This window comes from Streptomyces sp. G-G2, from assembly GCF_030063135.1.
GTDB lineage: Bacteria > Actinomycetota > Actinomycetes > Streptomycetales > Streptomycetaceae > Streptomyces.
Genome location: NZ_JASISO010000002.1, coordinates 242567 through 268983 on the forward strand (window position 1 = coordinate 242567; position 26417 = coordinate 268983).

General features: G+C 73.3%; 23 protein-coding genes and 2 tRNA genes. 13 read left to right on the plus strand and 12 right to left on the minus strand.

The window, feature by feature from the left end:
• Positions 1-199 precede the first annotated feature (199 nt).
• The 5 genes from QMF80_RS02655 (at position 200) to QMF80_RS02675 (ending at position 3453) form a co-directional block, all read left to right on the plus strand.
• Complete coding sequence (locus QMF80_RS02655) at positions 200-724, plus strand: DUF6879 family protein (protein ID WP_283449044.1); 525 nt, start codon at positions 200-202, stop codon at positions 722-724.
• A 19-nt stretch (positions 725-743) separates the two neighbouring features.
• Positions 744-1592: a helix-turn-helix domain-containing protein gene (locus QMF80_RS02660; RefSeq protein WP_283449046.1), complete on the plus strand. Its 849-nt coding sequence runs from the start codon at positions 744-746 to the stop codon at positions 1590-1592.
• A gap of 288 nt (positions 1593-1880) precedes the next feature.
• Entirely contained in the window at positions 1881-2063 is a 183-nt protein-coding gene (locus QMF80_RS02665) for a hypothetical protein (protein ID WP_283449048.1), read from the plus strand.
• A 109-nt stretch (positions 2064-2172) separates the two neighbouring features.
• Entirely contained in the window at positions 2173-2595 is a 423-nt protein-coding gene (locus QMF80_RS02670; protein ID WP_283449050.1) for a hypothetical protein, read from the plus strand.
• 102 nt (positions 2596-2697) lie between these two features.
• Positions 2698-3453 carry a transposase family protein gene (locus QMF80_RS02675; RefSeq protein WP_283449052.1) on the plus strand — a complete coding sequence of 252 codons (756 nt, stop codon included), beginning with the start codon at positions 2698-2700 and terminating at the stop codon, positions 3451-3453.
• 199 nt (positions 3454-3652) lie between these two features.
• On the opposite strand, the gene QMF80_RS02680 is transcribed toward QMF80_RS02675, so the two are convergent.
• From QMF80_RS02680 to QMF80_RS02710, 7 genes are all read right to left on the minus strand, one after another.
• The gene (locus QMF80_RS02680; protein ID WP_283449054.1) at positions 3653-4930 is read right to left on the minus strand and encodes a hypothetical protein; all 1278 of its coding nucleotides are present in this window, start codon (positions 4928-4930) and stop codon (positions 3653-3655) included.
• Between the two features lie 61 nt (positions 4931-4991).
• Positions 4992-6029 (minus strand): WxL protein peptidoglycan domain-containing protein, encoded by a 1038-nt coding sequence (locus QMF80_RS02685; protein ID WP_283449056.1) that lies wholly within the window; start codon positions 6027-6029, stop codon positions 4992-4994.
• An 80-nt stretch (positions 6030-6109) separates the two neighbouring features.
• Positions 6110-7330 (minus strand): hypothetical protein, encoded by a 1221-nt coding sequence (locus tag QMF80_RS02690; protein ID WP_283449058.1) that lies wholly within the window; start codon positions 7328-7330, stop codon positions 6110-6112.
• Between the two features lie 303 nt (positions 7331-7633).
• Entirely contained in the window at positions 7634-9016 is a 1383-nt protein-coding gene (locus QMF80_RS02695; RefSeq protein ID WP_283449060.1) for a S8 family peptidase, read from the minus strand.
• A 115-nt stretch (positions 9017-9131) separates the two neighbouring features.
• Positions 9132-9575 carry a GNAT family N-acetyltransferase gene (locus QMF80_RS02700; RefSeq protein WP_283449062.1) on the minus strand — a complete coding sequence of 148 codons (444 nt, stop codon included), beginning with the start codon at positions 9573-9575 and terminating at the stop codon, positions 9132-9134.
• A 10-nt stretch (positions 9576-9585) separates the two neighbouring features.
• A complete protein-coding gene (locus tag QMF80_RS02705; protein WP_283449064.1) occupies positions 9586-10296 on the minus strand; it encodes a 4'-phosphopantetheinyl transferase family protein in 711 nt (236 codons plus the stop codon).
• Between the two features lie 137 nt (positions 10297-10433).
• Positions 10434-10934 carry a hypothetical protein gene (locus QMF80_RS02710; RefSeq protein WP_283449066.1) on the minus strand — a complete coding sequence of 167 codons (501 nt, stop codon included), beginning with the start codon at positions 10932-10934 and terminating at the stop codon, positions 10434-10436.
• Between the two features lie 175 nt (positions 10935-11109).
• Here QMF80_RS02710 and QMF80_RS02715 point away from each other — a divergent pair, with 175 nt between their 5' ends.
• Positions 11110-12813 carry a sensor histidine kinase gene (locus QMF80_RS02715; protein WP_283449067.1) on the plus strand — a complete coding sequence of 568 codons (1704 nt, stop codon included), beginning with the start codon at positions 11110-11112 and terminating at the stop codon, positions 12811-12813.
• Positions 12810-13538, plus strand: a complete 729-nt coding sequence (locus QMF80_RS02720) for a response regulator (protein WP_283449068.1) — start codon at positions 12810-12812, stop codon at positions 13536-13538. Before QMF80_RS02715 ends, QMF80_RS02720 begins: the two co-directional genes overlap by 4 nt.
• 405 nt (positions 13539-13943) lie before the next feature.
• Here the strand turns inward: QMF80_RS02720 and QMF80_RS02725 are convergent, their stop codons facing one another.
• The 4 genes from QMF80_RS02725 to QMF80_RS02740 form a co-directional block, all read right to left on the minus strand.
• Positions 13944-14813: an isocitrate lyase/PEP mutase family protein gene (locus tag QMF80_RS02725; RefSeq protein WP_283449070.1), complete on the minus strand. Its 870-nt coding sequence runs from the start codon at positions 14811-14813 to the stop codon at positions 13944-13946.
• A 281-nt stretch (positions 14814-15094) separates the two neighbouring features.
• Positions 15095-16009 carry a DMT family transporter gene (locus QMF80_RS02730; RefSeq protein WP_283449073.1) on the minus strand — a complete coding sequence of 305 codons (915 nt, stop codon included), beginning with the start codon at positions 16007-16009 and terminating at the stop codon, positions 15095-15097.
• A gap of 47 nt (positions 16010-16056) precedes the next feature.
• Positions 16057-16129 (minus strand) — tRNA-Arg (locus QMF80_RS02735).
• 393 nt (positions 16130-16522) lie between these two features.
• A tRNA-Arg gene (locus QMF80_RS02740) sits at positions 16523-16595 on the minus strand.
• 336 nt (positions 16596-16931) lie between these two features.
• Here QMF80_RS02740 and QMF80_RS02745 point away from each other — a divergent pair.
• The 5 genes from QMF80_RS02745 (at position 16932) to QMF80_RS02765 (ending at position 24041) form a co-directional block, all read left to right on the plus strand.
• Complete coding sequence (locus tag QMF80_RS02745; RefSeq protein ID WP_283449075.1) at positions 16932-18551, plus strand: dynamin family protein; 1620 nt, start codon at positions 16932-16934, stop codon at positions 18549-18551.
• A 4-nt stretch (positions 18552-18555) separates the two neighbouring features.
• The gene (locus QMF80_RS02750; protein WP_283449077.1) at positions 18556-20454 is read left to right on the plus strand and encodes a GTPase; all 1899 of its coding nucleotides are present in this window, start codon (positions 18556-18558) and stop codon (positions 20452-20454) included.
• Positions 20455-20534: 80 nt separating this feature from the next.
• Entirely contained in the window at positions 20535-20942 is a 408-nt protein-coding gene (locus tag QMF80_RS02755) for a single-stranded DNA-binding protein (protein WP_283449078.1), read from the plus strand.
• A gap of 263 nt (positions 20943-21205) precedes the next feature.
• Positions 21206-22411 (plus strand): thioester domain-containing protein, encoded by a 1206-nt coding sequence (locus QMF80_RS02760; protein WP_283449080.1) that lies wholly within the window; start codon positions 21206-21208, stop codon positions 22409-22411.
• 94 nt (positions 22412-22505) lie between these two features.
• Positions 22506-24041 carry a bifunctional phosphatase PAP2/diacylglycerol kinase family protein gene (locus tag QMF80_RS02765; protein WP_283449082.1) on the plus strand — a complete coding sequence of 512 codons (1536 nt, stop codon included), beginning with the start codon at positions 22506-22508 and terminating at the stop codon, positions 24039-24041.
• On the opposite strand, the gene QMF80_RS02770 is transcribed toward QMF80_RS02765, so the two are convergent.
• Positions 24019-24597 carry a hypothetical protein gene (locus QMF80_RS02770; protein WP_283449083.1) on the minus strand — a complete coding sequence of 193 codons (579 nt, stop codon included), beginning with the start codon at positions 24595-24597 and terminating at the stop codon, positions 24019-24021. The two genes, QMF80_RS02765 and QMF80_RS02770, sit on opposite strands and share 23 nt — an antisense overlap.
• A gap of 147 nt (positions 24598-24744) precedes the next feature.
• Here QMF80_RS02770 and ettA point away from each other — a divergent pair, with 147 nt between their 5' ends.
• Positions 24745-26409 (plus strand): energy-dependent translational throttle protein EttA, encoded by a 1665-nt coding sequence (ettA, locus tag QMF80_RS02775; RefSeq protein ID WP_283449085.1) that lies wholly within the window; start codon positions 24745-24747, stop codon positions 26407-26409.
• The last annotated feature ends 8 nt before the right edge of the window (positions 26410-26417 follow it).

The window sequence follows — 26417 nt, forward strand, 5'->3', positions numbered from 1 at the left end:
TTCGTTGGTAAAGATCCAGAGTCTGGAGATCGCGGATGCCCGGCCGTGTGGGTAAACGAGAGCCGACGCATCCTCGTCCAGGGGTCACAAGCAGACGCTGACGTGCTCAGCCAAGCCTCGGCAGACTCGCCCCAGGCTGACAACGAATCCCTGATCATCCTTGAGCCCAGGATGATCCCGCTCCTCAAGGAGGCCATCCGTGTCGCAGAGTCTGACTGACTTCGCCGACCTCATTCGGTCGGTGCAGGTGTCAGCGGTGCATCTTGAGATGCGCGACACGTACGGCGTCGAGAACGAGATCGAAGGCTTCGCCGCGTGGAAGCAAGGTCACCGGCTCAACCCTGCCGACCGTGCTTCGTGGTGGCGGCCGTGGCTCGACCTCGTGCAGGAGGTCACCGCCAAGGGAGTAGTCATCCGGCGGACCCGGATCGTGTCCGAGCCGGTCAGCGACTACATCGCGTACGAGCACTCGTTCACCTTCACCAACATCGCGGGCGGTGAGCAGATCCGTTGGCTTCCCCGCCGTCAGGCATCCGACCTCACGTTGCCCGGCAACGACTGCTGGATCTTCGACGGCAAACTCGTGCAGTTCAACGTCTTCGATGGCGCCGGCAGGTGGGTCCACACAGACCAGACCGACGATCCTGCCGTAGCTGAGCGGTGCGTGACCGCGTTCGAAGCAGTGTGGGAGCGCGGCATCCCGCACGAGAAGTACACCGTCTGAATCACTGGCCGGTCAGTTCATGCCCTCCTCTCCGCTCTCCACAGCCCAAGCAGCACGGGCCGCCGTGGCCACCCGCCTGCAAGGGCTCATGAAGGACGCTGGGCTCTCTGGGCATGATCTGGCCGTCCGGTGCGGCTGGCACAGGGCCAAGTCATCCAGGATCGCTCGGGGCATCTCCTGGCCGTCTGACGCAGATATTCGGGCATGGTGTGCGGCCTGCGGAGTCGAAGACGAGGCAGCGGACATAATCGCCGCGTCCCGGAACGCCGAGTCGATGTACGTCGAGTGGAAGCAGATCCACCGGGACGGCATGCGCCGCGTCCACGAGAAGACCACTCCGCTCTACCAGCGGACCCGCTCCTTTCGCGTCTACGCGTCGAACCTGGTTCCGGGCATGCTCCAGACAGCCGGATACGCGACAGGGCTTCTGAAAGGCATCACGCGCTTCCAGGGCACGCCCGACGACGTGGCCGACGCCGTACAGGCCAGACTCAACCGCTCCCGCGTGATCCGGGAAGGTGACCACCGCTTCGCGATCCTCCTCGAAGAGACGGTTCTCTACTACCGGGTGTGCGAGTCCGAAGCCATGTCGGAGCAGCTCGAAGCGCTCCTTGCCGTGATGAGCCGGCCGAACGTGTCCCTCGGGATCATCCCCAGGACGGCCCACCGGACCGTGTGGCCGTTGGAGGCGTTCTACGCCTTTGATGATCAACAGGTGGCCGTCGAGACGCTCACAGCAGAGATCAACCTGACTGCCCCGGGTGAGATCAAGACGTACCTACGCGCCTTCGCCGACCTAGCCAAGACGGCAGTCCACGGGGCACCGGCCCGAATCCTCATCAGGGAAGCGCTAACCGCACTCGGGTGAAGGCGTGCAACAGCGTGCAACAACGTGGATGCGCGCCCAACTGCCTCCCTACCGTCGTGACATCGACCTCGAAGTCATCGGGAGGGGCGCAATGGCCAGCACTCAGACGAGGACCATAAATCCGGCGGTCGCCCGCCTATTCATGCCTCCCTGGCCCGAGCCTCCCGCCCACTGCTACAGGTGCCAGAAGTGGGCCCGAGAACGGGCCTCCGCTCGTGGCCCCCTCGCTGGCACTGTCGTGAGCGACAGGAACGTACTGATCCGGCGCCACATGGCGCGAGGCTGCGCGTGAGTGCTCCGATCACCATCAACAGAGCCGCGTGGCCGAAGTACGACCCGACGTGCGGTGTGTGCACTGCTCTGGACGCCGAGCGGCACGAAGCCGCCGATGCGGGCGAGCTGCGCGAGGTCGCAAAGATCAACGAGGAGATCGGCAACCATCCGCACCTACGGCGGCGGGGTGGCCGGTGAGGGACGACCGTGACGAAGCCGCAGCCCGGAACCTAGTGGTCTGGCAAACGGTCGGCAGTGCCCTTTGGGTCTTGACCGTGATGGCCATAGTCGTCCGGGGGTGCCGCGCGTGAAGCTCACCATTCCGGATGATGCCCCCTGGTACTGCGGGGCGTACACCTTCCTCCCGCTCGACGCGGTCGAGACCCACCGCAAGATCACGGGTCGAGACCTCTCCGACTACATGGTCGAGTGCATTCGCGATCAAGGTCACGAGGGCGAGCACAGCGGAACGATTCGGGGTTCCGGCTCCTTCCATTGGGACGCCCAACACGCGGTCCGCAGGCGCGCCGACCGCCACCGACTCCCACCCCTTGCGGGGGTGGGCGCCCATGCAAGCCGCAAGCCGATGGGAGGTGAAGCCATGACCGACCCCGGAGACAAGGTCGGCTCGCCCCAACTCGATACAGAAGATGGCCCCGACCTCCCATTAAGGGGAAGTCGGGGCCTCGTGTCACCGCTGCGCTGGGTCAGTGAGCCTTTTCCAACCTGACTGCGGCGGTGAGGTGTTGGAGGTTGCCGGCTGTACGGAACGACGAAGCTCCTGGTAGACGGGTCCTCGACCAAGATCACCCGTGTCCGCCAGGAGCTTCGCGTGCTTGTCTACCCCTCGTCGATCGATCTGTCCAGCGGCACCCTGCGCTACCTGACCACGCGGCTCCGTGCCCGGCAGCGAGAGACCGGGACCCGGTGGCGACGGCTGCCTGCCGGCCGTCAGGCGCTGCTCGCCCTCGCCCACCTGCGGTGCGGGGACACCTACGCGCGGCTCGCCGCCGGGTTCGGCATCGGCGTCGCGACCGTGTACCGATACATACGTGAGGTGATCGACGTCCTGGCCGCCGCCGCGCCGACCCTGACCGAGGCGATGAAGACCGTACGGGCGAAAGCCTTCGTGATCCTGGACGGCACCCTGCTGCCGATCGACCGGATCGCCGCCGACACCCCGTACTACTCCGGGAAACACAAACGCCACGGCATGAACATCCAGGTCCTCACCGACCCGTTCGGCCGCCTGCTGTGGGCCTCGCCAGCTTTGCCCGGCTCGGCCCATGACCTGACCGCCGCCCGGCGCCACGGCATCATCGACGCGCTCGCCGAGGCCGACGTGAAATGCTGGGCGGACAAGGCTTACCAGGGCGCCGGGCGACCCGTCCGGGTGCCGTTCAGGGGCCGCCGGCTCAAACGCTGGAAGCGGCGACACAACAGCACCCACGCCAAGATCTGCTGTCTCGGCGAACAGGCCATGGCCACCCTGAAGGGCTGGCGCCTTCTGCGGAAGCTCCGCTGCAGCACCAACCGGATCACCGGCATCGTGAAGGCCGTCGTCGTCCTTCACCACGCCTCAACCTGAGGCTGGAAAAGGCTCACTGACCCCACCCCCGAACCCAGCCCCCCGGCCAACCCTCACCGGCCGGGGGGTTTCTGCTGTCCCGGCCCTTTCGCCGGTGAGGGCCTGGTCGAGATCCCCGAGGCAGTGCTGAGGGAGGCTTTCCGTGCTCGCGGATGGTGACGCCTGGCGGTCCAGGTTCGGTTGCCCTTTCCGGGGACGGTCACAGCAGGGGCCAGATGTCCTGGGCGGCGGTGGTGCTCCACACCGCGTCCGCGTGGCCGTAGCCCGGGATCAGGCGGTAGGTCACCCGGGGGTTGCCTGACGCGCGGATCAGGTCGGCGCCCCGGGGATGGTCGCCACGGCCGAACTCCGTGGTGAGCCAGAGCACTTCGGCCCCGATGCGGTCCCAGGCGAGGGAGTACCCCGTACCGTCACCCGCCCAGGCGGCGCACAGGTCGCGCAGCAGGGCCACCGGGACCAGGCCGCTGCCCAGGGCCGCCGTCGCCGCGTGCCAGAGCGTGAGCGGGGTGTGGGTCAGGGTGAAGCGGTCCTCGGCCGGGGTGGCGCCGAAGGCGTAGGTGCCCGCGCTGTGGCCCCGGGCGTAGATCCAGTTCGCCGGGCCCGGGAGCTCGGCGGTGTGGATCAGGGCGTAGTGGGCCAGGCCCGCGTTCGTGAAGCGGAGTGCCGGATCCCTGGGCCAGGGCGCCGGGGAGGGGCCGCCCGGGTCCGTCACCGCCCGGGAGACCAGCCCGGCCAGCCCGGCGTCGCTCGCGTACGTGCCCGCCGCGAGCTGGGCGGCGTAGGCGTCCCGGGTCGCGGCGGCGCGCACCGCCCCCGCGCCGGTCAGCGGGCCGGTCGTGTCCAGGACCACCACGCGGCGCAGCCGCGGGGACGGGTCGTGGGAGGCCGCGTCCAGGGCGAGGGCCGCACCGGCCGAGTGCCCGGCGTACTGGTAGGGCAGCCGCAGTACGGGGTCCAGCGCGTCCACCACCCGGGCCAGGTCCCGGCGGTGCGCGGCCAGCCCCCACTCGGCGGTGACGTCCCCGGGGCGGGCCGCGTCCTCGCGCGGGGTGAGCCCGACGACGAGGAAGCCCCGGCGGCGCAGGTCCTGGGCGAGGTTGCGCGCACCGGGGGTGAGGAAGGAGGCGGTGAAGTTCAGGCCGCCGCCGGGCAGCAGGTACACGACCCCGCGCGGGGCGCGGGCCGGGTCGGCGATCACGTCCACGGTGAAGGGGACGGCGCCCGAGGGACCGTCGGTGGCGCCGTCCTCGGAGCCGTTGCCAGAGCCGTCGCCCGGGGCGTCGCGCGAGCCGTCGTCCGGGTCGCCGTCGAAGAGCGGGAGGGTCAGGCGCAGGAAGTCGGGGCCGGGCAGGTGGACGGCGGTCCCGGTGCTCAGGGTGCGCTCGATCAGGGTCAGCAGCGCCGCCCCCGCGACCGGTGGCGGGGAGAGCGGCGGGGAGGGCGGGGGCGGCTGGCCGCCCGGCTGCCGTGGGTCCATCGCGAGTGCCTCCCCCGTCGTGGTGACCGCCGTGCGCGGCCCCCGGGGACAGCTTTCATGATCAGCACGTTTCGGCCAAGTCCCGTACGGGTGGCAGGAGTTCCCCGCCGGTACGGCGCCTGCGGCGCAGCGCCCACAGTGCGGTCCCGGCCCCCAGCAGGACGAGGACCGTACCCGCCGCGGGCCACGGCACGGCGAGGAACTCCGCCCCGCCCGAGCCGGTCAGGTCCGGATAGGCCGCCGCGCCCGCCGTCACCTTGACGGTGACCCAGTCCAACTGCGGTGAATCCGCCCACTTCTCCGTCAGCTCGATGCGCTGGCCCGGCAGCAGCGACACCTTCGCGTCACGGGCCGGGCGGTCCAGGACGCCGCGCCCGAACAGGCCCTCGGCGCTGACCGTCACCTTCGGCTCGACGACCACGTTGCCCCGGTTGACCAGGGCGTACGTGATGGTGGCCGGCGCGCTGTGCACCCAGGGCAGCACCGGCGCGTCCCGCTGGACCCGGACGTCCTCGACGCTCAGGCCCGGGGAGAGCGGGCCCGGTACCCGGAAGTAGAGCCGGGCGCCCACCGAGCGCTTCACGCCGACCTGGACCTTGCCCTGCTGCTGGACGCCCTCCACCTCGGTGTTGAGGGCGACGATCCCGCCGACGTGATCGCCCGGGGTCGCGTCCTCGGGCACCTTCACCGTGAAGGGGATGTCCTTGCGCCCCTTGGCGGGGACGGTCAGCGTCGAGGTGCCCGCGGGCAGGTGGAGCCAGCCGCCGACGTCCTTGGGCTTCGTCTCGGCGGGCAGCAGCGCGAAGGCGCCGCCCACCGGGGTGTTCATCGCGTCGGTGGCGAAGACCTGGAAGGTCAGGTCCTTGGTGGAGGAGTTGAGGATGGTCACGCTGTCGCTGACGGTGGTCCCGGCCGTCCCCTGGTGGAAGAAGTACGCCCGGTCGGTCATCGCCGCACCCGCCGCCGGGGTCGGGAAGACGCCCCAGGTGCCGTTCTCGGCGGCGCTCGCGGAGGTGGTCCAGGGGCCGGGCAGGAGCAGTCCCGCGCCCAGCAGGAACAGGCCGAGCAGCAGACCGTACAGAGGGGTGCGGGTGCGCATGGGCGGCTCTCCAGACGGGGCGGAAACGGGGAAAAGGTGGTGCGGCGCCGGAGCGCCGCACCACCCGGGGCCGGGCGGGGTCAGGCGATCGAGAAGGTCACGACCGACTGGTAGGTGTCCGCGAACATGAAGGGCGGGAGCTGGATCATCCCGGCGCCGCCGACGGCGAACTCACCACCGGTCAGCTCGTCACCGCCCGCCGCCTGGGACGCCACCTTCATCGGGGTGTCCGTGATGGCGCCGGGGGCGCCCGCCGAGCAGGTGCTCGGGCTGTCCGGGTTGGTCACGGCGCAGGTGGGCTGGATGCCGATCTGGGCCTTGGCCACGGAGTGGCCGGTGGTCTGGTTCAGGAACGGCGTGCGGGTCGCCGTCACGTCCCAGCCGAGGGTGCCGCCGCGGAAGTCCTGGACGGTAGCGGCGTTGAACACACCGACCACCGACTGGGCCTTGCCGTTGATGGTGACGGAGCCGAAGCTGACGGCGGGCTGGCCGTCCTTCGGGCCCAGCGCCAGCGGACCGGGGAGGACCTCCACGTCGACCGGGTTCCGCACGCCCGGCTGGTCCTCCAGGAACACGAAGGACTTGTACGGGGTGAGGGAACCGTCGATCTTGATCGCGTCGGCCTTCTTGGTGACCGTGAGGGTGCAGCCGGCGACGCCTGACGCGTCCGCCGTGCCCGTACCCGTGTCACCGGTCGCCGCGCCGCCGAGGAGGGCGGAGCAGGTGACGGGCCCGGCGGGGAAGTTGGCGCCGGTGGCGACGACGGCGGTGCCCGCCTTGCCGCTGTTGGGCGTCACCTTCGTGGTGACGGGGTCCTTGGGCAGGGCCTCCGCGGCGACCGAGCCGACCGACGCGCTGGGGCGCGGGTCGGGCGTACAGGTGGTGGTGTAGACCGTGCCGCCGAGGTCGGCGTCCGTGACCACCTGGTCGATGGTGATCTGGACGGTGGTGCCCTCGGTGCCGTCCGGGATGGTGATGTTCCCGCTGAACGCGGGCGGGTCGGCCTTCTTGTTGGCTTCCTGATGGCTGGGCACGGCCGGGCTGGTGACGGTCTGGGCGACTCCGCCCACGAACAGCTTGGCCTTGATGGTGTTGACCGTGTCGATGGTGAACATCGGGATGACCGGGGTCTCGCCCGGGTCGATGGTGATCGGCACGGACTGCCCGGCCTTGGCGCCGTCCGGGAGGGTGATCGTGTAGTCCTGGTTGCCGTTGGCGCCCGGCTGGGGTGCCGGGGCGACGCACTTCATGGGGACCGAGGTGGTCTTGGTCGCGGCCTGGGCCGTTCCCGCCAGCCCCACCACGCCACCCGTCAGGGCGAGGGACAGGGCGCCCGCCCCGGCCAGAAATCTTCGTCGGAACGTTGTCGTACTCACTGGGTCGCGACTCCTTCGCCGAACGAACCCTCCCCCCACCCGCTGTGTGGGGGAGGCCGAGCCGGTGCGGTGGCCGACATTGACGCGTCGCGGTCATGAGAAGTCAATGGCTTGCTTTCGCCCGAAGCACTCAGACATTGATGTCCCATCAGGGCGGGGCGGGGAGCGGCGCGGGTACCGACCGGTCGGTGAGGGGCACGGCGGGGGTGCGGGCGGGCCGAACGGGGCCTACGGGGTGGCGACCGGTGAGGTCACCGCAGGTGCGGGCGGGGAGGCTACGGGGGACACGGGCGGGGAGGCGACGGGGGGTGCGGGCGGGGAGGCGACGGGCGGGGCCGGCGGGGAGGCGACCGGGGGTGCGGGGGGCGCGACGGCCTCGGGCGCGGCCGGGACCTGGAGCAGCAGGTTCGGGGTCCCCGCACGTACGTCGGTGAGCCGCCCCGCCACCGCGCCCGCGCGGATCGCCGCGGCCACCTCGGCCGGGGTCTTCGCCGCCCCCGAGGCCAGGAGCAGCGCGGCCACGCCCGCCACGTGCGGGGCGGCCATGGAGGTGCCCCAGAGGGTCTGCACGGCCGTCGGGGAACCCTTCCAGGACGAGGTGACCCGGGATCCGGGGGCCAGTACGTCCACGCAGCCCCCGTAGTTGGAATAGGAGGCGCGCCGGTCGGTGTCGTCGGTCGCGCCGACGGTGAGCGCGGCCGGGGCGCTGCCGGGGGAGGAGTAGCAGGCGTTCTTGTTGTCGTTCCCGGCGGCGGCGGTGAAGGTGATGCCGGACGCGACGGCCTTGCTGACGGCCCGGTTCATGCCGAAGCTGTAGCCGCCGCCCATGCTCAGGTTCGCCACGGCGGGCGGGCCGCCCGCGGCCCGGGCCTTGCGGGCGTGGGTGATCACCCAGTCGATGCCCGCGATGATGTCGGAGACGCTGCCGCTGCCCCGCCGGTCGGCGACCTTGACGGCGACCAGTGAGACCCCCTTGGCCACGCCGTACGTCGTTCCGCCCAGGCTGCCCGCGACATGGGTGCCGTGGCCGTTGAGGTCCTGGGCGGGCTCGGTGGTCTCGTTGACGCCGAAGACTGCCCGGCCGCCGAACTCCGTGTGGGCGGTGTTGATGCCGGTGTCGATGACGTACGCCGTGACGCCCGAACCGGTCGAGGGGTACGAGTAGACCCCGTCGAGCGGGAGGCCGCGCTGGTCCAGACGGTCGAGCTGCCACGGGGCCGGGCTCTCGGACTCGGGGACGACGGCCCCCTGCGCGCCGGAAGCGCCTGATGCGGCGGGCGCGGCGGGCGCGCCGGAGACACGGACCAGGGCGTCCGGCTCCACGGACGCGACCCGGGGGTCGGCGGCGAGTTCGGCGGCCCGGGCGGCGGTGGTGCGTACGGCGAAGCCGCTCAGGGCGCTCTCGTACACCCGGCCCACGGTGCCCCCCGCGCTCTCGGCCTCCGCGACCAAGGCCCGGGTCAGGGCGCGCGGGGCACTGTCCTTGAGGACCACGACGTAGGGGGCGGCGGAGTCGGGCGCGGTGCTCGCACCGCTATTGGGCTGCGGGGACACGGCGGCGGTCGCCGCGAGCAGGGCGGCGGCGGGGAGCAGCGCGGTGATTGGCGTCATGCGGCGATGCTCGGCCAGGTGGCGGTGGCGCGCGCGGAGGGTGCGCCGAGTGGGCGCACGACACGCCGCCGAAGGGGGGTTCGGCGTGCCGGATGTGACGAGTGGGACCGCGGTACTAGTGAGCGGCTGCCGGGCCCGCGCCGCCCTCGGTGGGCAGGGCCCAGCCGCGCATCGTGAAGACCCCCTCGTCCACGGCTCCCGCCGAGGCGTACGTCGCCAGCGCCGCCTCGTTGTCCGTGTCCACGCCCACCCACATGCCGTAACAGCCGCGTCCCCGGGCCTCGTCGGCGAGCACGCGGGTCAGCTCGCGCCCGATGCCGCGCCGCCGGTGGGGCTCGGCCACGGAAAGCTCGTACAGGCACATCTCCGTGCCCTTGTCGGGGTGGCACATCTCGACGCCGGAGACCATGCCCGCCGGTACGCCGTCCACGTAGGCGATCAGCATCAGGTGCCCGGCGGCGGCGAGGAAGCGGGTCGCCCATTCCTCCCGGGCCGGGCCGTCGAAGAGGCCCTCGGCGGCGGTGAGTTCGGCGACGGTGCGGGCGCGGCGGATCTCCATGCGGGCCAGGCTACGCCGCGGGCCCGGCCTGGACCGCGAGGGCGGCGGCGTACCCCCGGGGAGCCGGGAGGTCGGCCAGCGTCCAGCCCTCGACCGGCGCGGGAGCGGGCGCGGAGCCGACGTACGGCTCGACCAGGCCGAGGGCCAGACCGGTGCCGGTGGCCTTCAGGTAGGCCTCCTTGCGGCACCACACCCGGGCCAGCGCGCCCGGCCGGCCCGGCTCCGCCACCGCGCGCAGCTCGGCGCTCTCGTCGGGATGCAGGCTGTTCAGTACGTCGGTCACGGCTTCGGCCCCCGGTATCGCCTCCACGTCGACCCCGAGCGGGACCCGCGCGAACGCGAAGTAGGCGAGGTCGCCGCTGTGCGAGAGCGAGAAGTGCACAGCGCCCCCGGCGACGGCGGGGCGGCCGTGCGGGCCGCCGCAGCAGGGGCAGACCTCGCGGACCAGCGAGACCCGCTCCGGGGCCAGGCCCAGATAGCCGCCGAGCAGGACCCGCAGCCCGATGTGCGAGGCGAGGTAGCGGTGCCGGTCGGCCTGCTGGCGGCGGCGGGACGCCGCGTCGCGCTCCGTCGCGTCCAGCAGCGAGTGCGCCTCGGTGACGCGGTGGCCGCCGACCACGTCGAGCGTGGTGCTCAGGGCCCACACGCTGACGTCGCCGCCCTGGGGCGGCGCGCCGATCCGCGGGGGACCGCCGCCGAGTTGGTTCACGTACTCGATCACTCGACGAGGGTAGTCGAGGCGGGGGACCCCGGACCAGGGCGGTTCCGCTCCGCGGCGCCCGTCCCGGGGCCGCGGGAACGTCTCACGGCCACCGTCCCGGGACCGCGCCGCGGCGCCCGTGTCCCCCGGGCGCGTCATCAGCGGGTCACGGAGGCTTCGGTCATCGTCGCGCCCGGCGAGACCGTGCCGTTGGTCCACGCGTAGACCTTCCCGCCGCGCACCACCACCTGGTACTGGTAGCGGCCCCGGCACTCCGTGCGCGCCTCGCGCCCCGCGTCCTTCGGCCACCACTTCGCGCCCATCCTCGGGGCGTCCGGCTGCTTCGGGGCGCCGCCCGCGCACTGCGGCGCGCTCAGCGGGGTCTGCCCGAGGGTGAACCGGATCAGTTTCGCGTCGCCCGTCGTGTGCGCCTTCACCTTCACCTTCTTGGCGTCCTGCGGGATCCAGTCCGGCAGCACGAAGGCGAGGTCGCCCTTCTTGGGCGCGTCCGCCGCGGTGGCGAACGTCTTCTCCTTGTTGTTGAAGAGCTGGGCGTTGACCGCGTCGGTCAGCGGGTTCGGCGGAAGGTTCGGCAGGGCGACGGCGGCGGTGGCGATGACTCCCACGGTGGCGAGGGCGATGACGAGGGGACGCTTCATGTCTTCCAGTGTTGCCCCCGGTCCCCCTCGACGGGTCCGCCCTACGGACGAACCCGTATCTGCCGCAAGTCTGATGCGGAAAGCGGCCCAGGACCTGACTCCCCCTTCGGACAGAGGGCCGGATCCTCCGTGAGGCGCACGCGCGCGACCCCTCCCGCCTTTGATAATCAGGGATATGTCTTTTATGGGGCGGGTGATGGCGCGGGCCGTGGCCGAGGCGGTCGGCGGCGGTCTCCTCGTCCTCGCGGCGTACGCGGCGCTCATCCGGGTCGGCGGATCGGCGGCGCTGGAGCAGAAGGCGCTGCTGATGCTGGCCGCGCTCACGGTCTTCGTCGTACGGCGCCGCTTCCCCGAGGCGGCCCTCGTCGCCATGGGCGCACTGCTGGGCCTGATGTCCGCCTTCGCCCCGCTGGCGGCGGTGACCGCCTACACCGTGACCCGGCAACTGGCCGGAGCCGGGCGACGGGCCACCGCCCTGCTCGGCGCGAGCGCGGTCACCATCCCCGTCACCGGGTGGGCGCTGCACCGCCGGAGCGGCGCGTCCTGGGACTACGGGCTGACCGTCGGCGGGATGCTGGCGGCCGTGGCCGTGCTCGTCCCCGGGCTGGTCGGCGCCTCCGCCGGGCAACAGCAGCGGCTGCTGGCCGCACTGCGGGAGCGGACCGCCGCCGCCGAGGAGGCCCGGCGGCTCACCGACAGCGAATCCCGCATCCACGAGCGGTCCCGGATCGCGGCCGAGATGCACGACCTGGTCGGGCACCGGCTCAGCCTGATCTCCCTGCACACAGGCGGCCTGGAGATGGCGCTGCGCGGCCAGCCCCAGGACCTGCGGGACAGCGCCGCCCTGGTCCGCCGGGCCACCCGGGACGCCATGCGGGAGCTGCGCGAGGTGCTCGGTGTGCTGGGTCCGCTGTCCCGGGACACCGGTACGGACGCCCTGACCGACGCCACCGGCACCCGCGCCGACATCGAGGCGCTGGTCGAGGAGTCACGCGCGGGCGGGGTGGCCGTGGACCTCACCTGGACCGGGCCGGACACGGACCCGCTGGAGGCGCGGGTGCGCCGGGCCCTGCACCGGGTGGTGCGCGAGGCCCTGACGAACGTTCACCGGTACGCGCCGGGAGCCGCGGTGGAGGTGGCCGTCGCGCACACCGCGGACCTGGTCGAGGTGAGCGTGGCCAACGGCGCCCCGGCCGCGCCCGCCGCCGGGGCCCCGGCGCCGCCCGCCGGGTCCGGGCGCGGCCTGCCGGGGCTGCGCGAACGGGTGGACCTGCTCGGCGGAACCCTGGCCGCCGGACCCCGGGGCGCCGGGTTCGCGGTGGCGGCCCGGCTCCCCGCGCGCCCCGGCGACCCCGGGGCCGGCGGCGAGCGGGCGTCGCCCGGGCACACGGACCCGGACGGGTGGGTGGCGGGGATACGTACGCCCGCGCGCCCGGGACCACCGGGCGCCGCCTCCGGCTTCGGCGCGCGGATCACCGCCGGCGCCCGCCGGCTGCGCCGGGAGCCCCTCCTGGTGCCGCTCGCACAGACCGCGACCGCGCTGCTGGGACTGGCCGGGATCGTGGCGGTGCTCGCGGCGGGCATTCAGCTCGCGGGCCATGCCCAGCCGTCCCGCTACGTCGCGCCGAAGCCGCCGCGGATCGGCATGGACCGGGCCGAGGCGGAGTATGCGGGCGTCCACGACTTCGACCTGGCCCGCGCCGCCGCGGCCGGCCACGAACCGCCCCGGGCGCGCGGAGTCACCGACTGCGTCTTCCCGTACAGCGACGACCACGTGGGCGAGGACGGTCTCACCCTCGTCCGCTACTGCTTCAGCGGCGGTGTCCTGACCACGATCGACCGATTCGAGGTGCCCCTGGCGCCGAGGAGTGCACGATGAACCAGATCAACGGCGTCCCCGCCGCACCCTCCGTACGCGTCCTCCTCGCCGATGACGAGGAGATGATCCGCGCCGGAGTACGGATGATCCTGCGTCACGCGGAGGGCATCGAGGTCGTCGCCGAGGCGGCCGACGGCGCCCGGGCCGTCGAACTCGCCGCCCTGCACCACCCCGACGTGGTGCTCGTCGACATCCGGATGCCGGTCTTCGACGGCCTCGCCGCGATCGCCCCGCTGACCGCCCTGGAACCCCGGCCGCAGGTGGTCATGCTCACCACCTTCGGCGACGAGGAGAACGTGCTGCGCGCCCTGTCCGCCGGGGCCACCGGGTTCCTCCTCAAGGACGAGGGTCCGGACGAACTGATCAGCGCGGTACGGTCGGCCGCCGCCGGGGACGCCGTCCTCTCGCCCGGTGTCACCGGCACCGTCATCCGGCGCATGCTGAGCGGCGGCGGCGCGGACCCCGGCGCCCGCTCCGGCCCGGACGGCCCCGCCCCCGACGCCCGGATCGCGGCCCTGACCGAGCGCGAGCGCGAGGTGCTCATCCTGCTCGGGGCGGGGCTGCCCAACCTGGAGATCGGGCGGCGGCTCGGCATCGGCATCGGCACGGTCAAGACGCACGTCGGCTCGATCCTGGAGAAGACCGGCAGCGCGGGCCGGGTGCAGGCCGCGCTGCTGGCGCACCAGGTGGGGCTCGGCGGCGCGGGGGCGGAGCCCCGGGCCTGACGTTCACTTCCGTGTCGCGGTCGGCGTCGGCGCCGCGGTCCGTGCGGCGGTCGGCGTCGGTGTCGGAGGCCGCGCTCTCGTGCTCTTGTGCTCGTCGAGGAGTCCGGACGGGGCCCCGCCCGAAACCGCGGCAGGGCCTCGGGGCCGGTCGGGCGGTCGGGGGTCAGGCAGGCAGCGGAGTAACTCCCGTGTGAGGGCGGTCAGTTCGCGGTTCTCCTGGTCGGGCGACTCCGGCAGCCGCAGCCCGTCCAGGCGTGCGGCGCGCGGGCCCGGGGCGAATCCGGTCGGCGCGGACAGGAAGGCGTCCGGCACCCGCCGCGCGAGGAGCGCCGTCGCCTCCCGCCGGGGCGCGCCCGCACCCGCCACCCGAGGAGGCCAGGTGACGGAACGCGGCCGCGGGGTGCGTCAGTCCTTCCGGACCGTCGCCGGAGGGGCCGCCGCCATCAGCGCGTTGACCTCCGCGTACGGCAGTGCCCGCGCGCCGAAGCCGAAGGTGCCCCCGGCGCGGATCTCCTCGGCGGCGTGAACCACCGCGCCCAGCGCGGCCCGGGAGAGCGCCGAGCCGACGCTGATCCGCCGTACGCCGAGCTCCCCGAGGTCCGCCACGGACAGTGCCAGCGCGGGCGATCCCATCAGGACGTTGACCGGGCGGCCCACCGCCTCGCAGACCGCGCGCACGGATTCGGCGTCCGGGAGCCCGGGCGCGTACAGCACGTCGGCGCCCGCCGCCTCGTACGCCCGCAGCCGCCGGATGGTGTCGGGGAGGTCGGGGCGGCCCTGGAAGAAGTTCTCGGCGCGGGCCGTCACGGTGAAGGGGAAGCCGAGCGCGCGGGCTGCCTCGACGGCCGCGGCCACCCGTTCCACCGCTTCCTCCAGCGGCCGTACGGGGTCCTCGGGACGGCCCGTCGAGTCCTCGACCGATCCGCCGACGAGGCCCGCCGCGGCAGCGAGCCGGATGGTTTCGGCAACCTCGTCCGGGGTGTCCCCGAACCCGCTCTCCAGGTCGGCGGAGACGGGCAGGGGGGTCGCGGCGACGATGGCCGAGGCGTTCGCGAGGATCTCGCTCCGCGTCAGCCGGTCGGTGCCGTCCGGCAGCCCGAGGGCGTAGGCCAGCCCCGCTCCGGTGGTGGCCAGGGCCTCGAAGCCCAGCCCGGTCAGCAGGCGCGCGGTGCCCGCGTCCCAGGGGTTGGGCACGACGAAGGGCCGGGGTCGCTCGTGCAGCGCGCGGAAGGCGAGGGCGCGGGCGTACTGGTCGGCCGGGGCGAGCGGGTTCACGGTGGTTGGTCCTCCGGGGCGTTGGGTGTCGTACGGGTTCGAGCCGACCAAAGGTGACGAACTCGAGCTGATCGCGGGCGAATTCCGGTCAAGACCAGCCACGGCCGCCGGGTGGTCCGCAGGGCGTGGCGCGGCCGTCGTTGGCGATCGGCTGGTGCCGCGTCGTCGCGACCGCGAGCCTGGCTCGCCCGCTACGAGGCCATGTGGCGGCGACGAACGGGGAGTTGGACGTGGGGCGCCCGGCGGGGCCGCGCAGGCACCGACCCCCGACGAGCGGCGGATCAGCCGCTGAGCGGAGTCCCGGCCCGCGGCCCCGGCCGCAGCCGGGACACCGCCACCCCGCTCAGGCAGACGGCGCCACCGAGCAGGGTCACCCAGCCGGGCACCTCGTCCAGCGCGATCCAGGAGATGAGGATCACCAGGGCGGGCACCGCGTAGGTGGTCGCCCCCATCTTCCCGGCGGTGGTCCGCGACAGCGCGTACGCCCAGGTGGTGAAGGCGAGCGCGGTCGGGAAGACCCCCAGGTAGACCACGTTGAGCGTGGCCCCCAGCGGAGCCCGCGAGAGGTCGGAGACCAGTTGCCCCGCGAACGGCAGGCAGGCGACCGTGCCGGTCAGACAGCCGTACGTCGTCACCTGGAGCGGCGTCGCGTGGCGCAGCGCGGGCTTCTGCAGCACCACCCCGGACGCGTACGCCACGGCCGCCAGCAGGCAGAGCAGCAGCCCCAGGACCGACGAGGAGCCGCCCCCGGAGGTGGAGAGGCCGACAATGGCCGCGCCGAGGAAGGACACGCCCATCCCGGCCAGCAGCAGCGGCGGGAACCCCTCCTTGAGGAACCACCCGCCCAGCAGCGCGATGAGGACCGGCCCGATGTTGACCACCATGGCGGCGGTCCCGGCGTCCACGAGCTGCTCGCCCCAGTTCAGCACGACCATGTAGACGCCGAACCAGAGCAGCCCGGAGCCCGCGATGCCCGGCCAGGCCTGCCGCGGCGGCAGCCCGCCGCGCCGCAGCGACAGCAGGACCAACAGCACCACGGAGCCGGTCACTAGCCGCCCCAACGCGAGGGCACCGGGGGTGAAGTGCTCGGCGGACGCGCGGATGGACACGAAGGCTGAGGCCCAGAGCGCCACGGTGGCCGCCGCGGCGAGGAGGGCGCTCCGGTCCATGCCGGAACGTTCGGTCGAGGGGGTCATACGCGCAATGTTTCATACGCGCCTCCCAGGACCCTCATGGATTTCCGTGCCCCCGGCAGGACTCGAACCTGCGGCCAAGTGCTTAGAAGGCACCTGCTCTGTCCACTGAGCTACGGGGGCCGAGTGCGCGGACGCGGCCTCCTGGCGCCCCGTTACGCGTGGGGCGCGTGGGGGACCGGGGACGGTCGGCCCCGGAGGCCGCAGGTAGCGTCTCACACCGCCTCCGCCACCCCGACGACCTCGCCCGGAAGGTCTCCGCGCCGTCGGGAGCCCGGCCATCCCCGAGGTGGAGCACCCTCGCTACGGTCCGGAGAGTGAAGCGCGGGCCGGGGCGCGGCAGTTGCGCCGCCGCGGGTCCGCACGCGGGTCGGAACGACGGCAGGGCAGCCGCGGTGTCGGGATCCTCGCGACGCCGGCGGTGGGCGTACCGGCCCCGGCGGTGCGCGTACCGGCCCGGGCGGGAAAACGTACGGGCCCGGGCGGAAGGCGCACCGGCCCGGGCGGGAAGAAGAGTGCCCCCGGCAGGACTCGAACCTGCGGCCAAGTGCTTAGAAGGCACCTGCTCTATCCACTGAGCTACGGGGGCCGGAAGGTGGCCGTGTGCGGCCTGGAGCCCCGGGGTGGGGGTGGGACTGTCGGTCCGTGCCGGGTCAAGGATAGGGCTCCGGCCGCCTTGTCCCGGTTGCTTCCCCCGCGTGCCACGATGTGGAGGTTCGGTGAAGCGGTCCCGATAATCGCAGGCAGGTGCGATTCGCGCACCGCTTTTGCGCCGCGGCGCCCCGGGTGTTGTGCACTCGTTATCCCTGTGCCCCACTCGTCCCGTCTGTCTGAGATGTGACCCCCTGGAGTCGCGTTCGCCGCGCAGGGAGCGTATAAGCTTCAAAAAAGGTCACAAATTGGGCATTCTTCACATGTGGTGACCTTGGATGTTCGGCCTCAGCTGCTCGATGCCCTCTCCGCCGTGCGCGACCGGGTAGCCTCCGTGCGTCTGCCGCTGCCCCTGCCCGGCGCCCCCCGCGCCCGCCAGACCAGAGCCGAGCTGCTCGCGCAGCTCGACGACTACCTCGTCCCCCGGCTCAAAGCGCCCGAGGCGCCGCTCCTCGCGGTCGTCGGCGGGTCCACCGGAGCCGGGAAGTCCACCCTCGTCAACTCTCTGGTCGGCCGCCAGGTGAGTGAAGCCGGAGTGCTCCGGCCCACTACCCGGACCCCCGTCCTCGTCTGCCATCCCGACGACCACCACTGGTTCGCCGGGATGCGGGTACTGCCCGACCTGATGCGCGTCTGGCTCCCCCATGGGGAGGAAGAGGCGGTTCCGGTCGAGCGCGGGGGGCTCGGCCGCCGCCGGGCCGGCACCGGCGGCGGGCAGCCGCGCGAGCTGCGCATCGAAACCATCAGTACCCTCCCGCGCGGCCTCGCCGTGCTCGACGCCCCCGACATCGATTCCCTCGTCGTCGACAACCGGACCCTGGCCGCCCAGCTGATCTGCGCCGCAGACGTCTGGGTCATGGTCACGACCGCCTCCCGCTACGCCGACGCCGTGCCCTGGCACCTGCTGCGCACGGCCAAGGAGTACAAGGCGACCCTGGTGACCGTCCTGGACCGGGTCCCGCACCAGGTGCTCGGCGAGGTCTCGCGACAGTACGCCGCGCTGCTCACCCGGGCCGGGCTGGGCGACGTACCGCGCTTCACCGTTCCCGAACTCCCGGAGTCCGCCGGGGGCGGCGGGCTGCTGCCCGCCAGTGCGGTCGCGCCGCTCCTCGCCTGGCTCAGCCACCACGCGCAGGACCCCGCCGCCCGGCAGCAGGCCGTCGGCCGGACCGCGCTCGGGATGCTCGACTCGCTGTCCCGGCGGATGCCCGAGCTGGCTTCCGCCGTCGCCGCGCAGCACGCCGCCGCCGTCCGGCTGACCTTCGCCGTCGAGGACGCCTTCAAGCGGGAGGGCAAGCGGGTCCGTACCCGGCTCGACCACGGCGGGGTGCTCGCCGGAGACGCCCTCACCCGCTGGCGCGGCTACCCCCTCGACACCTCCGCCGACGAACTCCTCGACTCGCTCGCCGAGTCCCTCGCGGCCCTGCTCCAGTGCGCCGTGGCCGCCGCCGACGAGCGCATCGCCCAGGCCTGGCGCCGCGAACCGGCCGCTGCCGCCGTCCCGCTGCCCGCACCCGACCGGGAGGCGGGCGAACGCATCGGCATGGCCGTACGGCGCTGGCGGCGCGTCCTGGAGGAGTTGGCCGAGGAGGAAGTGGCCCGGCTGGAGAAGCAGCCCGGGCCCGACCCGGACGGTGTGGCGGCCCTGCTCGTCGCCGTGCTGCTCGGCGGCAAGCGGGCCCGGGCCGCCGGCGAGAAGCTCGTCGAGCGGGTCGGCGTACAGGCCGCGCTGCGGCTGCGCGACCGCGGCGGGGAACTCGTCGGGGGCCACCTCGACCAAGTGCTTCGCGCGGAGCGCGACCGCCGCCTCGCCCCGCTCGAAGCACTCGAAGTGACCCCGGAACTCCAGGCCGAACTGATCGCCGCGCTGTCCGTACTGCAGAAGGAGAGGTGACGCGGTGACCGCCCTGACCGACCGAACCGACGACCGCGACCGCGACCCCGACCTCCACCCCGAACGCGAAGGCGACGGGGACGGCGAGGGGGACCGGAGCCGCTGGGACGACGGGTTCATCGCACGTTCGCGCCACGTCGCGGAAGACGCGGGGGGCTTCGGCCCCGATGGCGGCCCGGACGGCGAGGGCAGCGCCGACGAAGCGCTCGTACGGGCCGTCTCCGGCGCCGGGAACGACGGCGGCAAGGCCCCCGCCGCGCCGCCGCTCAGCCCCGAGGGCCAGGCGCTGCGGACCCGCCTCGAAGCCCTGCGCCAGCTGGTCGGGCTGTCCAGGACCCGGCTCGACGGCAAGACGCTGGCCGAGGCGGGCCGGGTGCTCGACGAGTACGCCGCCCGGCGCGGCCTGTCGGGGCAGCACACGGTCGTCGCGATCGCCGGAGCCACCGGAAGCGGCAAGTCCACGCTCTTCAACTCACTCGCCGGAGTGCAGATCTCGGAGACTGGACTGCGCCGTCCGACCACCGCCGCGCCCATCGCGTGCAGCTGGTCGGACGGCGCCGCCGGGCTGCTGGACCGGCTGGAGATCCCCGGCAGGCTGCGCCGCCGCCCGCGCGAGACCTCCGAGTCGGAGGCCCTGCGCGGGATGGTCCTGGTGGACCTGCCCGACCTCGACTCCGCCGTCGGCGCGCACCGCGACCACGTGGACCGGGTGCTCGCGCTGGTCGACGCGGTGGTGTGGGTGGTCGACCCCGAGAAGTACGCCGACGCGGTGCTCCACGAGCGGTACCTGCGGCCGCTGGCCGGGCACGCCGAGGTGACGTTCGTCGTGCTCAACCAGGTGGACCGGTTGCCCGGCGAGGCCGCCGACCTGGTCCTCGACGACCTGCGCAGGCTCCTCGACGAGGACGGGATCGCGCTCGGCGAGCACGGCGAGCCCGGCGCGACCGTGCTCGGCCTCTCCGCCCTCACCGGTGAGGGACTCGGGGAGCTGCGCGAGCTGCTCGGTCAGTTCACCCAGGAGCGGGGCGCCGCGACCCGGCGGATCGCCGCCGACCTCGACCAGGCGGCTGTGCGGCTGCGCCCGCTGTACGTCGCCGACGGACACGGGGGGCCGGAGATCGGCGAGGGCGCGCGGGCGGAGTTCGAGGACCGGCTCGCCGAGGCGGTCGGGGCCTACGCGGCCGGGCTCGCCGCCGAGCGGGCCTGGCGGCGCAACGCGGGCAAGGCCTGCGGGACACCGTGGCTGCGGCTGTGGCGGTGGTACGAGGGCAGGCGCGCCCCGCGCACGCTGGCCGGGCTGGCCGCCCTGGCCGCGATCGGAGGCCGCGGTTCCGTCGTACCGGAGGCGCCGGTCGAGGAGGAGGTGACCGCCCGGCAGCGGGTGGAGCAGGCCGTACGCACGCTCGCCGACGAAGCGGTGGACGGGCTTCCGGACCCCTGGGCGCAGGCTGTGCGGGAGACCGCGGTGCGGGGCGCCGACCAGCTGCCCGAGGCGCTGGACGCGCTGACGGTGACGGTCGGCGTGCCCAGCGGGAAGCCGCCGCGGCCCGCGTGGTGGCCCGCCGCGGTCCTGACGCAGGCGGCCATGACCCTGCTCCAGATCTACGGCGGGCTGTGGCTGGTGGGCCAGATCATCGGGGTGCTGGAGCCGCGGCTGCTGCCGCCGGTGCTGCTGATGGTGGCGGGCATCGTGGGCGGACCGCTGGTGGAGTGGGCCTGCTCGCTGGCGGCCCGGGGCCCGGCCCGGCGGTACGGGCAGGACGCGGAGCAGCGGCTGCGGCAGGCGGCGGCGGGGTGCGGGCGGGCGCGGGTGCTGGAGCCGGTCGCGGCCGAGCTGCTGCGCTACCGGGAGGTGCGCGAGCAGTACGCGACGGTGGCGAGGTTGTCCACAACCCGTCAGTAATCCACAGGCGGGGGCGGGGTGTGAGTTGCCGGGCGCAGCATGGATCCAGTGGAGGACATCGGATCCGAGGAGCGACCGGCATGAACGAGACCCTGGTGACACTGGTGGGCAATGTGGCGACCGGAATGGACTTCCGGGAATCGCCCCAGGGGGCGGTGGTCAGATTCCGGTTCGCCGTGACCCCGAGGTACTGGGACCGGCAGGAGGGGAGCTGGAAGGACGGCTCGACCAGCTTCTACACCGTGTGGGCGCGGCGGGCGCTCGCGGTCAACCTCACGGGGTCCGTCTCGTCCGGTGAACCCCTGGTGGTGCACGGGCGGCTGCGGGTGCGGGAGCAGGAGGGGGAGGGCGAGGGGAAGCGCCGGTTCTCGGCGGACATCGACGCGGTGGCCATCGGGCACGACCTGAACCGCGGCACCTCGGCCTTCCGGCGCATCGTCCGGGCGGACGCCCCACTGACGGTCGATCAGAAGGCGGCGGTGAGCTGAGTGTTCGAGGCCGATAGGATTTCACGGAACTCACGGGCACCTGGGTCTTTGGCCCGGAGGGGAAGACTGTGTCGATCGCCGTTCCCGCGTCATTCGCGTCATCCGCACGCGCTGTACCTGTTCCACCGGCTCCATCCGCTGTGTCCGCTCCCTCCGATTCCGCTGTTCCACCGGCTCGGACCGCCGCGGCCGTTCCGTTCGCTCCGGCCGCCGGGGCCGGCCCGGGCGGCGGGCCGCGGGCCTCCGCGCGGCGGCCGTTCGCCATGGCCCTGCTGGCCGCCGCCCTGGTCTCGGCGCCGGGCACCGCCGCCGCCGCCGAGGCGGACGGGACGGGCGTGCGGTCTGCGGAGGGCGCGAGCGCCGTGCTGGACGGGCTGAAGACCTACGGGCAGGCGGTGCTGCGCACCCAGGACGGAGCGGTCCAGCACATCTCGGCCGGGCTGTACGAGATGCGGGTCGACGGCGGCGGGATGCTCCAGACCTACGGGGTCGGCCTGACCGGCTTCGCGCAACCGGAGGCGCACTACACGGAGACCGCGTGGAGCCGCAGTCCGCTCGACGGCCACGGGGACGCGGGCCGGATCCGCTGGGTGCTGGAGCACTCGTACCCCCAGCTGAACGACCTCTCCGGGCTCGCCAAGGCCGCCGGGGCGGGACCGCTCACCGCCGAGAGCGCGGCGGCCGGGACCCAGGTGGCGATCTGGCGGCTGGCCGACGGCGCGCAGGTCGAGGCGGCCGACCCGGAGGCGGAGAAGCTGGCCGACTACCTCCAGCGGGTGGCGGGGCAGCTCCCGGAGCCGCCCGCCTCGCTGGGCCTGGACCCCGGTGAGGTGACCGGGGCGGTCGGCACCAGGATCGGGCCCGTCACCGTCCGGACCGGGGCGCAGAGCGTGACGGTCGTCCCGGACACGGCCGCCGCGGCGATGGGGGTGCGGGTGGTGGACGCCGACGGGCGGCCGCTCACCACCGCCGGGAACGGCAGCAAGCTGTACTTCGAGGTCCCGGCGGGCACCGCCGACGGGACCGCCTCGGTGACCGTGCAGGGCGCGATGAGGGTGCCGGTGGGCCGGGTGTTCGCCAGCGGGGAGCAGGCCCGCCCGCTGATCGTCGCGGGATCCAGCGAGTCCGCGGCCACCGCCACCGCCACGGCGGTCTGGCCGACGGACCGGGCGGTACGGGCCTCGGCGGGCCAGGGTGCCCAGGGCTCGACGGGGACGACGGTGGGGCCGCCGGTGGGCGAGACCCGGGCCACGACGGGACGTGCGGGCGCCGCCGCCGAGGAGCGGCTGGCGGCGAGCGGCAGCTCCGCGGCCACCCCGTTGATCGCCTCGCTGGCCGTGGGCCTGGTGGTGCTCGGCGGGATGGTCGTCCTGATGCTGCGCAAGCGGCCGCCGGAGGAGAACCTGGAGCACCAGGAGCCCGAGGAGCACCGGGAGCCCGAAGAGCCCCGGGGCGAGCCGAGGGCGTAAGAGGTCTCCCGGGCCCCGCGGCCGGGAGGGTGATCGTGGTCGCCAGGTCCGGTACGGCAGGTTCCGGGACGGGTTCGGAGGGTAAGGGCGTGCAATGGCTGATCAGGAACTGACCTGGCAAGGAGCGGTGGCCCGGGGCGACCGCGCGCTCTTCGACGCCGTCGCCCACAGACACTGGCCCGGCGCCGACCGGGTGCTGCCCCGACTCGGCCGGGCCGCCAACCACGGGCTGCTGTGGGGCGGGGCCGCCGCGGCGATCGCCGTGTTCGGTTCCGCTTCGGCCCGGCGCGGGGCGGTGCGCGGGATTGCCTCGCTGGCACTCGCCTCCGCCACCATCAACACCGTCGGCAAGTGGTCGGTCCGCCGGGCGCGGCCGCTGCTCGAAGGGGTACCGGCCGCCCGGCAGCTCGGACGGCAGCCCCGGACCACCTCCTTCCCGTCCGGGCACTCGGCCTCGGCCTTCGCCTTCGCCTCCGGGGTGGCGATGGAAGCCCCGGGCTGGGGCGCCGCCGTGCTCCCCGTGGCGGCCTCCGTGGCCTTCTCCCGCGTCTACACCGGGGTGCACTATCCGACCGACGTGCTGGCCGGAGCCGCCCTCGGGGTGGCGGCGGGCTGCGTCGTCCGCAAGGTGGCCCGCGGCGCGGAGCAGGCCCGGATCAACCCCGGCAACGAGCGCCCCGCGGCCGACGCCCCCGCCCTGGCGGACGGGGACGGGCTCACCGTGATCGTCAACAAGGGCTCGGGAACCGCCGCCCAGGCCGGGCTCGACCTGCTGCGGGCCTCCCTGCCCAAGGCCGAGGTGGTCGAGTGCGAGGGGCCGCAGCTGGCCGAAGAGCTGGCCTCGGCGGCTGCCCGCAGCGCCGTGCTCGGGGTCTGCGGAGGGGACGGCACGGTGAACGCGGCCGCCACCGCGGCGCTGCGGGCCGGAATTCCGCTCGCGGTGTTCCCCGGAGGCACCCTGAACCACTTCGCGCTGGACCTCGGTCTCGCCGGAACCGCCGACACCTGCCGGGCGGTGGCCGCGGGGCACGCCGTCAAGGTCGGGGTCGGCCGCTTCACCCCGGGCCCGGCCCGGGCCGAGCCCGCCCTCGACCCCACCGCCGTACCCGCCGTCGAGGTCCTCGGCGAGCGGGCGGAACACGGCTACTTCCTGAACAACTTCAGCATCGGCGCCTACCCGGAGCTGCTCGGACACCGGCTGCGCTGGGGCCCCCGGATCGGCGGCGGCCCCGCCGCGCTGCTGGCCTCCTGGAAGGTGCTGCGCGCCCAGCGCCCCGTACGCCTGAGCCTGGCCGGCCGCAGCCGCGCCGTCTGGCTCCTCTTCGCGGGCAACGGGACGTACTACGGCACCGGCCCGGCCCCCCGGCGCCGGACGAGCCTCGGCGAGGGCCTGCTCGACGTACGGCTCGTCTACGGCGGCGGCCGCCCCGGCCCCCGGATGCTCGCCGCCGCCTTCGCGGGCCCGCTCACCCGCTCGCCCGTCCACGCGGCGACCCGGCTGCGCAGCCTGCGCGTCTCGGAGGTTCCGGAGGGCACCCCGCTCGCCTATGACGGGGAGTTCGCGCTGGCCCCCGGGGCCTTCGTCCTGGACGAGCTGCCCGACGCCCTCACCGTCTACCGCCCCCGCTGAGGGCCCGCGCCGCAGGGTCCGCGTCCGCCCCGAGGTCGGCCCGCATCACGCGGCGTACGGTCTCCCACCCCGCCCGCAGCTCCAGCAGCTCCGCCCGGACGTCCTCGAACGAGCCGTCCGGGTCGGGCGAGCCCAGGCGCAGGGTGCGGCTGTAGACGCCCGCCAGGGTCTCGGTCAGCGCGTCCAGCTCCGCGAGCACGTCCCCGGCGGCGACCATCTGGGCCTCGGCGAATGCGGCGTGGTGCGCGTGCCGGGCCTCGTCCAGCGCCGCCCGCTCCGCCGGGGTGACCTCGTCGTCCCGCACCAGCCACAGGAAGGTCATCAGGGAGATCCGGTAGCGGCGGAAGGCGGCGCCCGCCGCTATGTAGCAGTCCCGTCTGCGGGCCAGTTCCGTGACGTCCCGCTCGCGCAGCCACTGCGCGTGCGCGGATTGCTGCTGGCGTTCGAACTGCGCCGCCTGGACCCTGGCCAGCATGCGCTGCGACAGCGCGGTGGCCAGCAGGGTTCCGGCCACGCCCACGACCGCGGCGGCCAGCGCGATTAGTCCGTTGTCCATCCCGTCTCCCCCCGAGTCGGCGTCATTCTGCCGTGCGGCGCCCGGCCCCCGGGGCCGTTCCCGGCCCCTACCCGTTTCCCCCCGAGGGTGGACGTCAGGCAAGATGGGGTGTATCTGCCCACCCATCGATCTGCCGGACGGTTTCTCTTGGCTGAGTTCATCTACACCATGCGCAAGACGCGCAAGGCGCACGGCGACAAGGTGATTCTTGATGACGTCACCCTGAACTTCCTGCCCGGCGCGAAGATCGGTGTGGTCGGTCCGAACGGCGCCGGTAAGTCCACCGTCCTGAAGATCATGGCGGGCCTGGAGCAGCCGTCCAACGGCGAGGCGTACCTCTCTCCCGGCTTCAGCGTCGGCATCCTCATGCAGGAGCCGAAGCTCGACGAGTCCAAGACGGTCCTGGAGAACGTGCAGGACGGCGCCGCCGAGATCATGGGCAAGCTGAAGCGCTTCAACGAGGTCGCCGAGGAAATGGCGACCGACTACACCGAAGCGCTCATGGACGAGATGGGCAAGCTCCAGGAGATTCTGGACCACGCCAACGCCTGGGACCTCGACGCCCAGCTGGAGCAGGCCATGGACGCCCTGGGCTGCCCGCCCGGCGACTGGCCCGTCACCAACCTCTCCGGTGGCGAGAAGCGCCGCGTCGCGCTCTGCAAGCTGCTGATCGAGGCCCCTGACCTGCTCCTCCTCGACGAGCCCACCAACCACCTCGACGCCGAGTCGGTGAACTGGCTGGAGCAGCACCTCTCGAAGTACGCGGGCGCCGTGGTGGCCGTCACCCACGACCGGTACTTCCTGAACAACGTCGCCGAGTGGATCCTCGAGCTCGACCGCGGCCGCGCACTGCCCTACGAGGGCAACTACTCCACGTACCTGGAGAAGAAGGCCACCCGCCTCAAGGTCGAGGGCCGCAAGGACGAGAAGCGTCAGAAGCGCCTCAAGGAAGAGCTGGAGTGGGTCCGCTCCAACGCCAAGGGCCGCCAGACCAAGTCCAAGGCCCGTCTCGCCCGCTACGAGGAGATGGCGGCCGAAGCGGACAAGATGCGGAAGCTGGACTTCGAGGAGATCCAGATCCCGCCGGGCCCGCGTCTGGGCTCGATCGTGGTCGAGGTCAACAACCTCTCCAAGGCGTTCGGCGACAAGGTCCTGGTCGACGACCTGTCCTTCACGCTGCCGCGCAACGGCATCGTCGGCATCATCGGCCCGAACGGCGCCGGCAAGACCACGCTCTTCAAGATGCTCCTGGGCCAGGAGGAGCCGGACTCCGGCGCCGTCAAGGTGGGCGAGACCGTCAAGATCTCTTACGTCGACCAGAGCCGCGCCAACATCGACCCCAAGAAGTCCCTCTGGGCGGTCGTGTCGGACGAGCTGGACTACATCAACGTGGGCCAGGTCGAGATGCCGTCCCGCGCGTACGTCAGCGCGTTCGGCTTCAAGGGTCCGGACCAGCAGAAGGCGGCCGGCATCCTCTCCGGTGGTGAGCGCAACCGCCTGAACCTGGCGCTCACGCTCAAGGAGGGCGGCAACCTGCTGCTCCTCGACGAGCCCACCAACGACCTCGACGTCGAGACCCTGTCCTCGCTCGAGAACGCGCTCCTGGAGTTCCCGGGCGCGGCGGTGGTCATCTCCCACGACCGCTGGTTCCTGGACCGGGTCGCCACGCACATCCTGGCGTACGAGGGCGAGTCCAAGTGGTACTGGTTCGAGGGCAACTTCGAGTCGTACGAGAAGAACAAGATCGAGCGGCTCGGCGCGGACGCGACCCGTCCGCACCGCGCCACCTACAAGAAGCTCACCCGAGGCTGAGACTGAGG

Coding starts and splice junctions, on each gene's coding strand:
- QMF80_RS02660 (WP_283449046.1), top strand. CDS start 744: ATGCCCTCCTCTCCGCTCTCCACAGCCCAAGCAGCACGGGCCGCCGTG.
- QMF80_RS02680 (WP_283449054.1), bottom strand. CDS start 4,930: ATGGACCCACGGCAGCCGGGCGGCCAGCCGCCCCCGCCCTCCCCGCCG.
- QMF80_RS02685 (WP_283449056.1), bottom strand. CDS start 6,029: ATGCGCACCCGCACCCCTCTGTACGGTCTGCTGCTCGGCCTGTTCCTG.
- QMF80_RS02695 (WP_283449060.1), bottom strand. CDS start 9,016: ATGACGCCAATCACCGCGCTGCTCCCCGCCGCCGCCCTGCTCGCGGCG.
- QMF80_RS02700 (WP_283449062.1), bottom strand. CDS start 9,575: ATGGAGATCCGCCGCGCCCGCACCGTCGCCGAACTCACCGCCGCCGAG.
- QMF80_RS02710 (WP_283449066.1), bottom strand. CDS start 10,934: ATGAAGCGTCCCCTCGTCATCGCCCTCGCCACCGTGGGAGTCATCGCC.
- QMF80_RS02715 (WP_283449067.1), top strand. CDS start 11,110: ATGTCTTTTATGGGGCGGGTGATGGCGCGGGCCGTGGCCGAGGCGGTC.
- QMF80_RS02720 (WP_283449068.1), top strand. CDS start 12,810: ATGAACCAGATCAACGGCGTCCCCGCCGCACCCTCCGTACGCGTCCTC.
- QMF80_RS02730 (WP_283449073.1), bottom strand. CDS start 16,009: ATGACCCCCTCGACCGAACGTTCCGGCATGGACCGGAGCGCCCTCCTC.
- QMF80_RS02755 (WP_283449078.1), top strand. CDS start 20,535: ATGAACGAGACCCTGGTGACACTGGTGGGCAATGTGGCGACCGGAATG.
- QMF80_RS02760 (WP_283449080.1), top strand. CDS start 21,206: ATGGCCCTGCTGGCCGCCGCCCTGGTCTCGGCGCCGGGCACCGCCGCC.
- QMF80_RS02765 (WP_283449082.1), top strand. CDS start 22,506: ATGGCTGATCAGGAACTGACCTGGCAAGGAGCGGTGGCCCGGGGCGAC.
- QMF80_RS02770 (WP_283449083.1), bottom strand. CDS start 24,597: ATGGACAACGGACTAATCGCGCTGGCCGCCGCGGTCGTGGGCGTGGCC.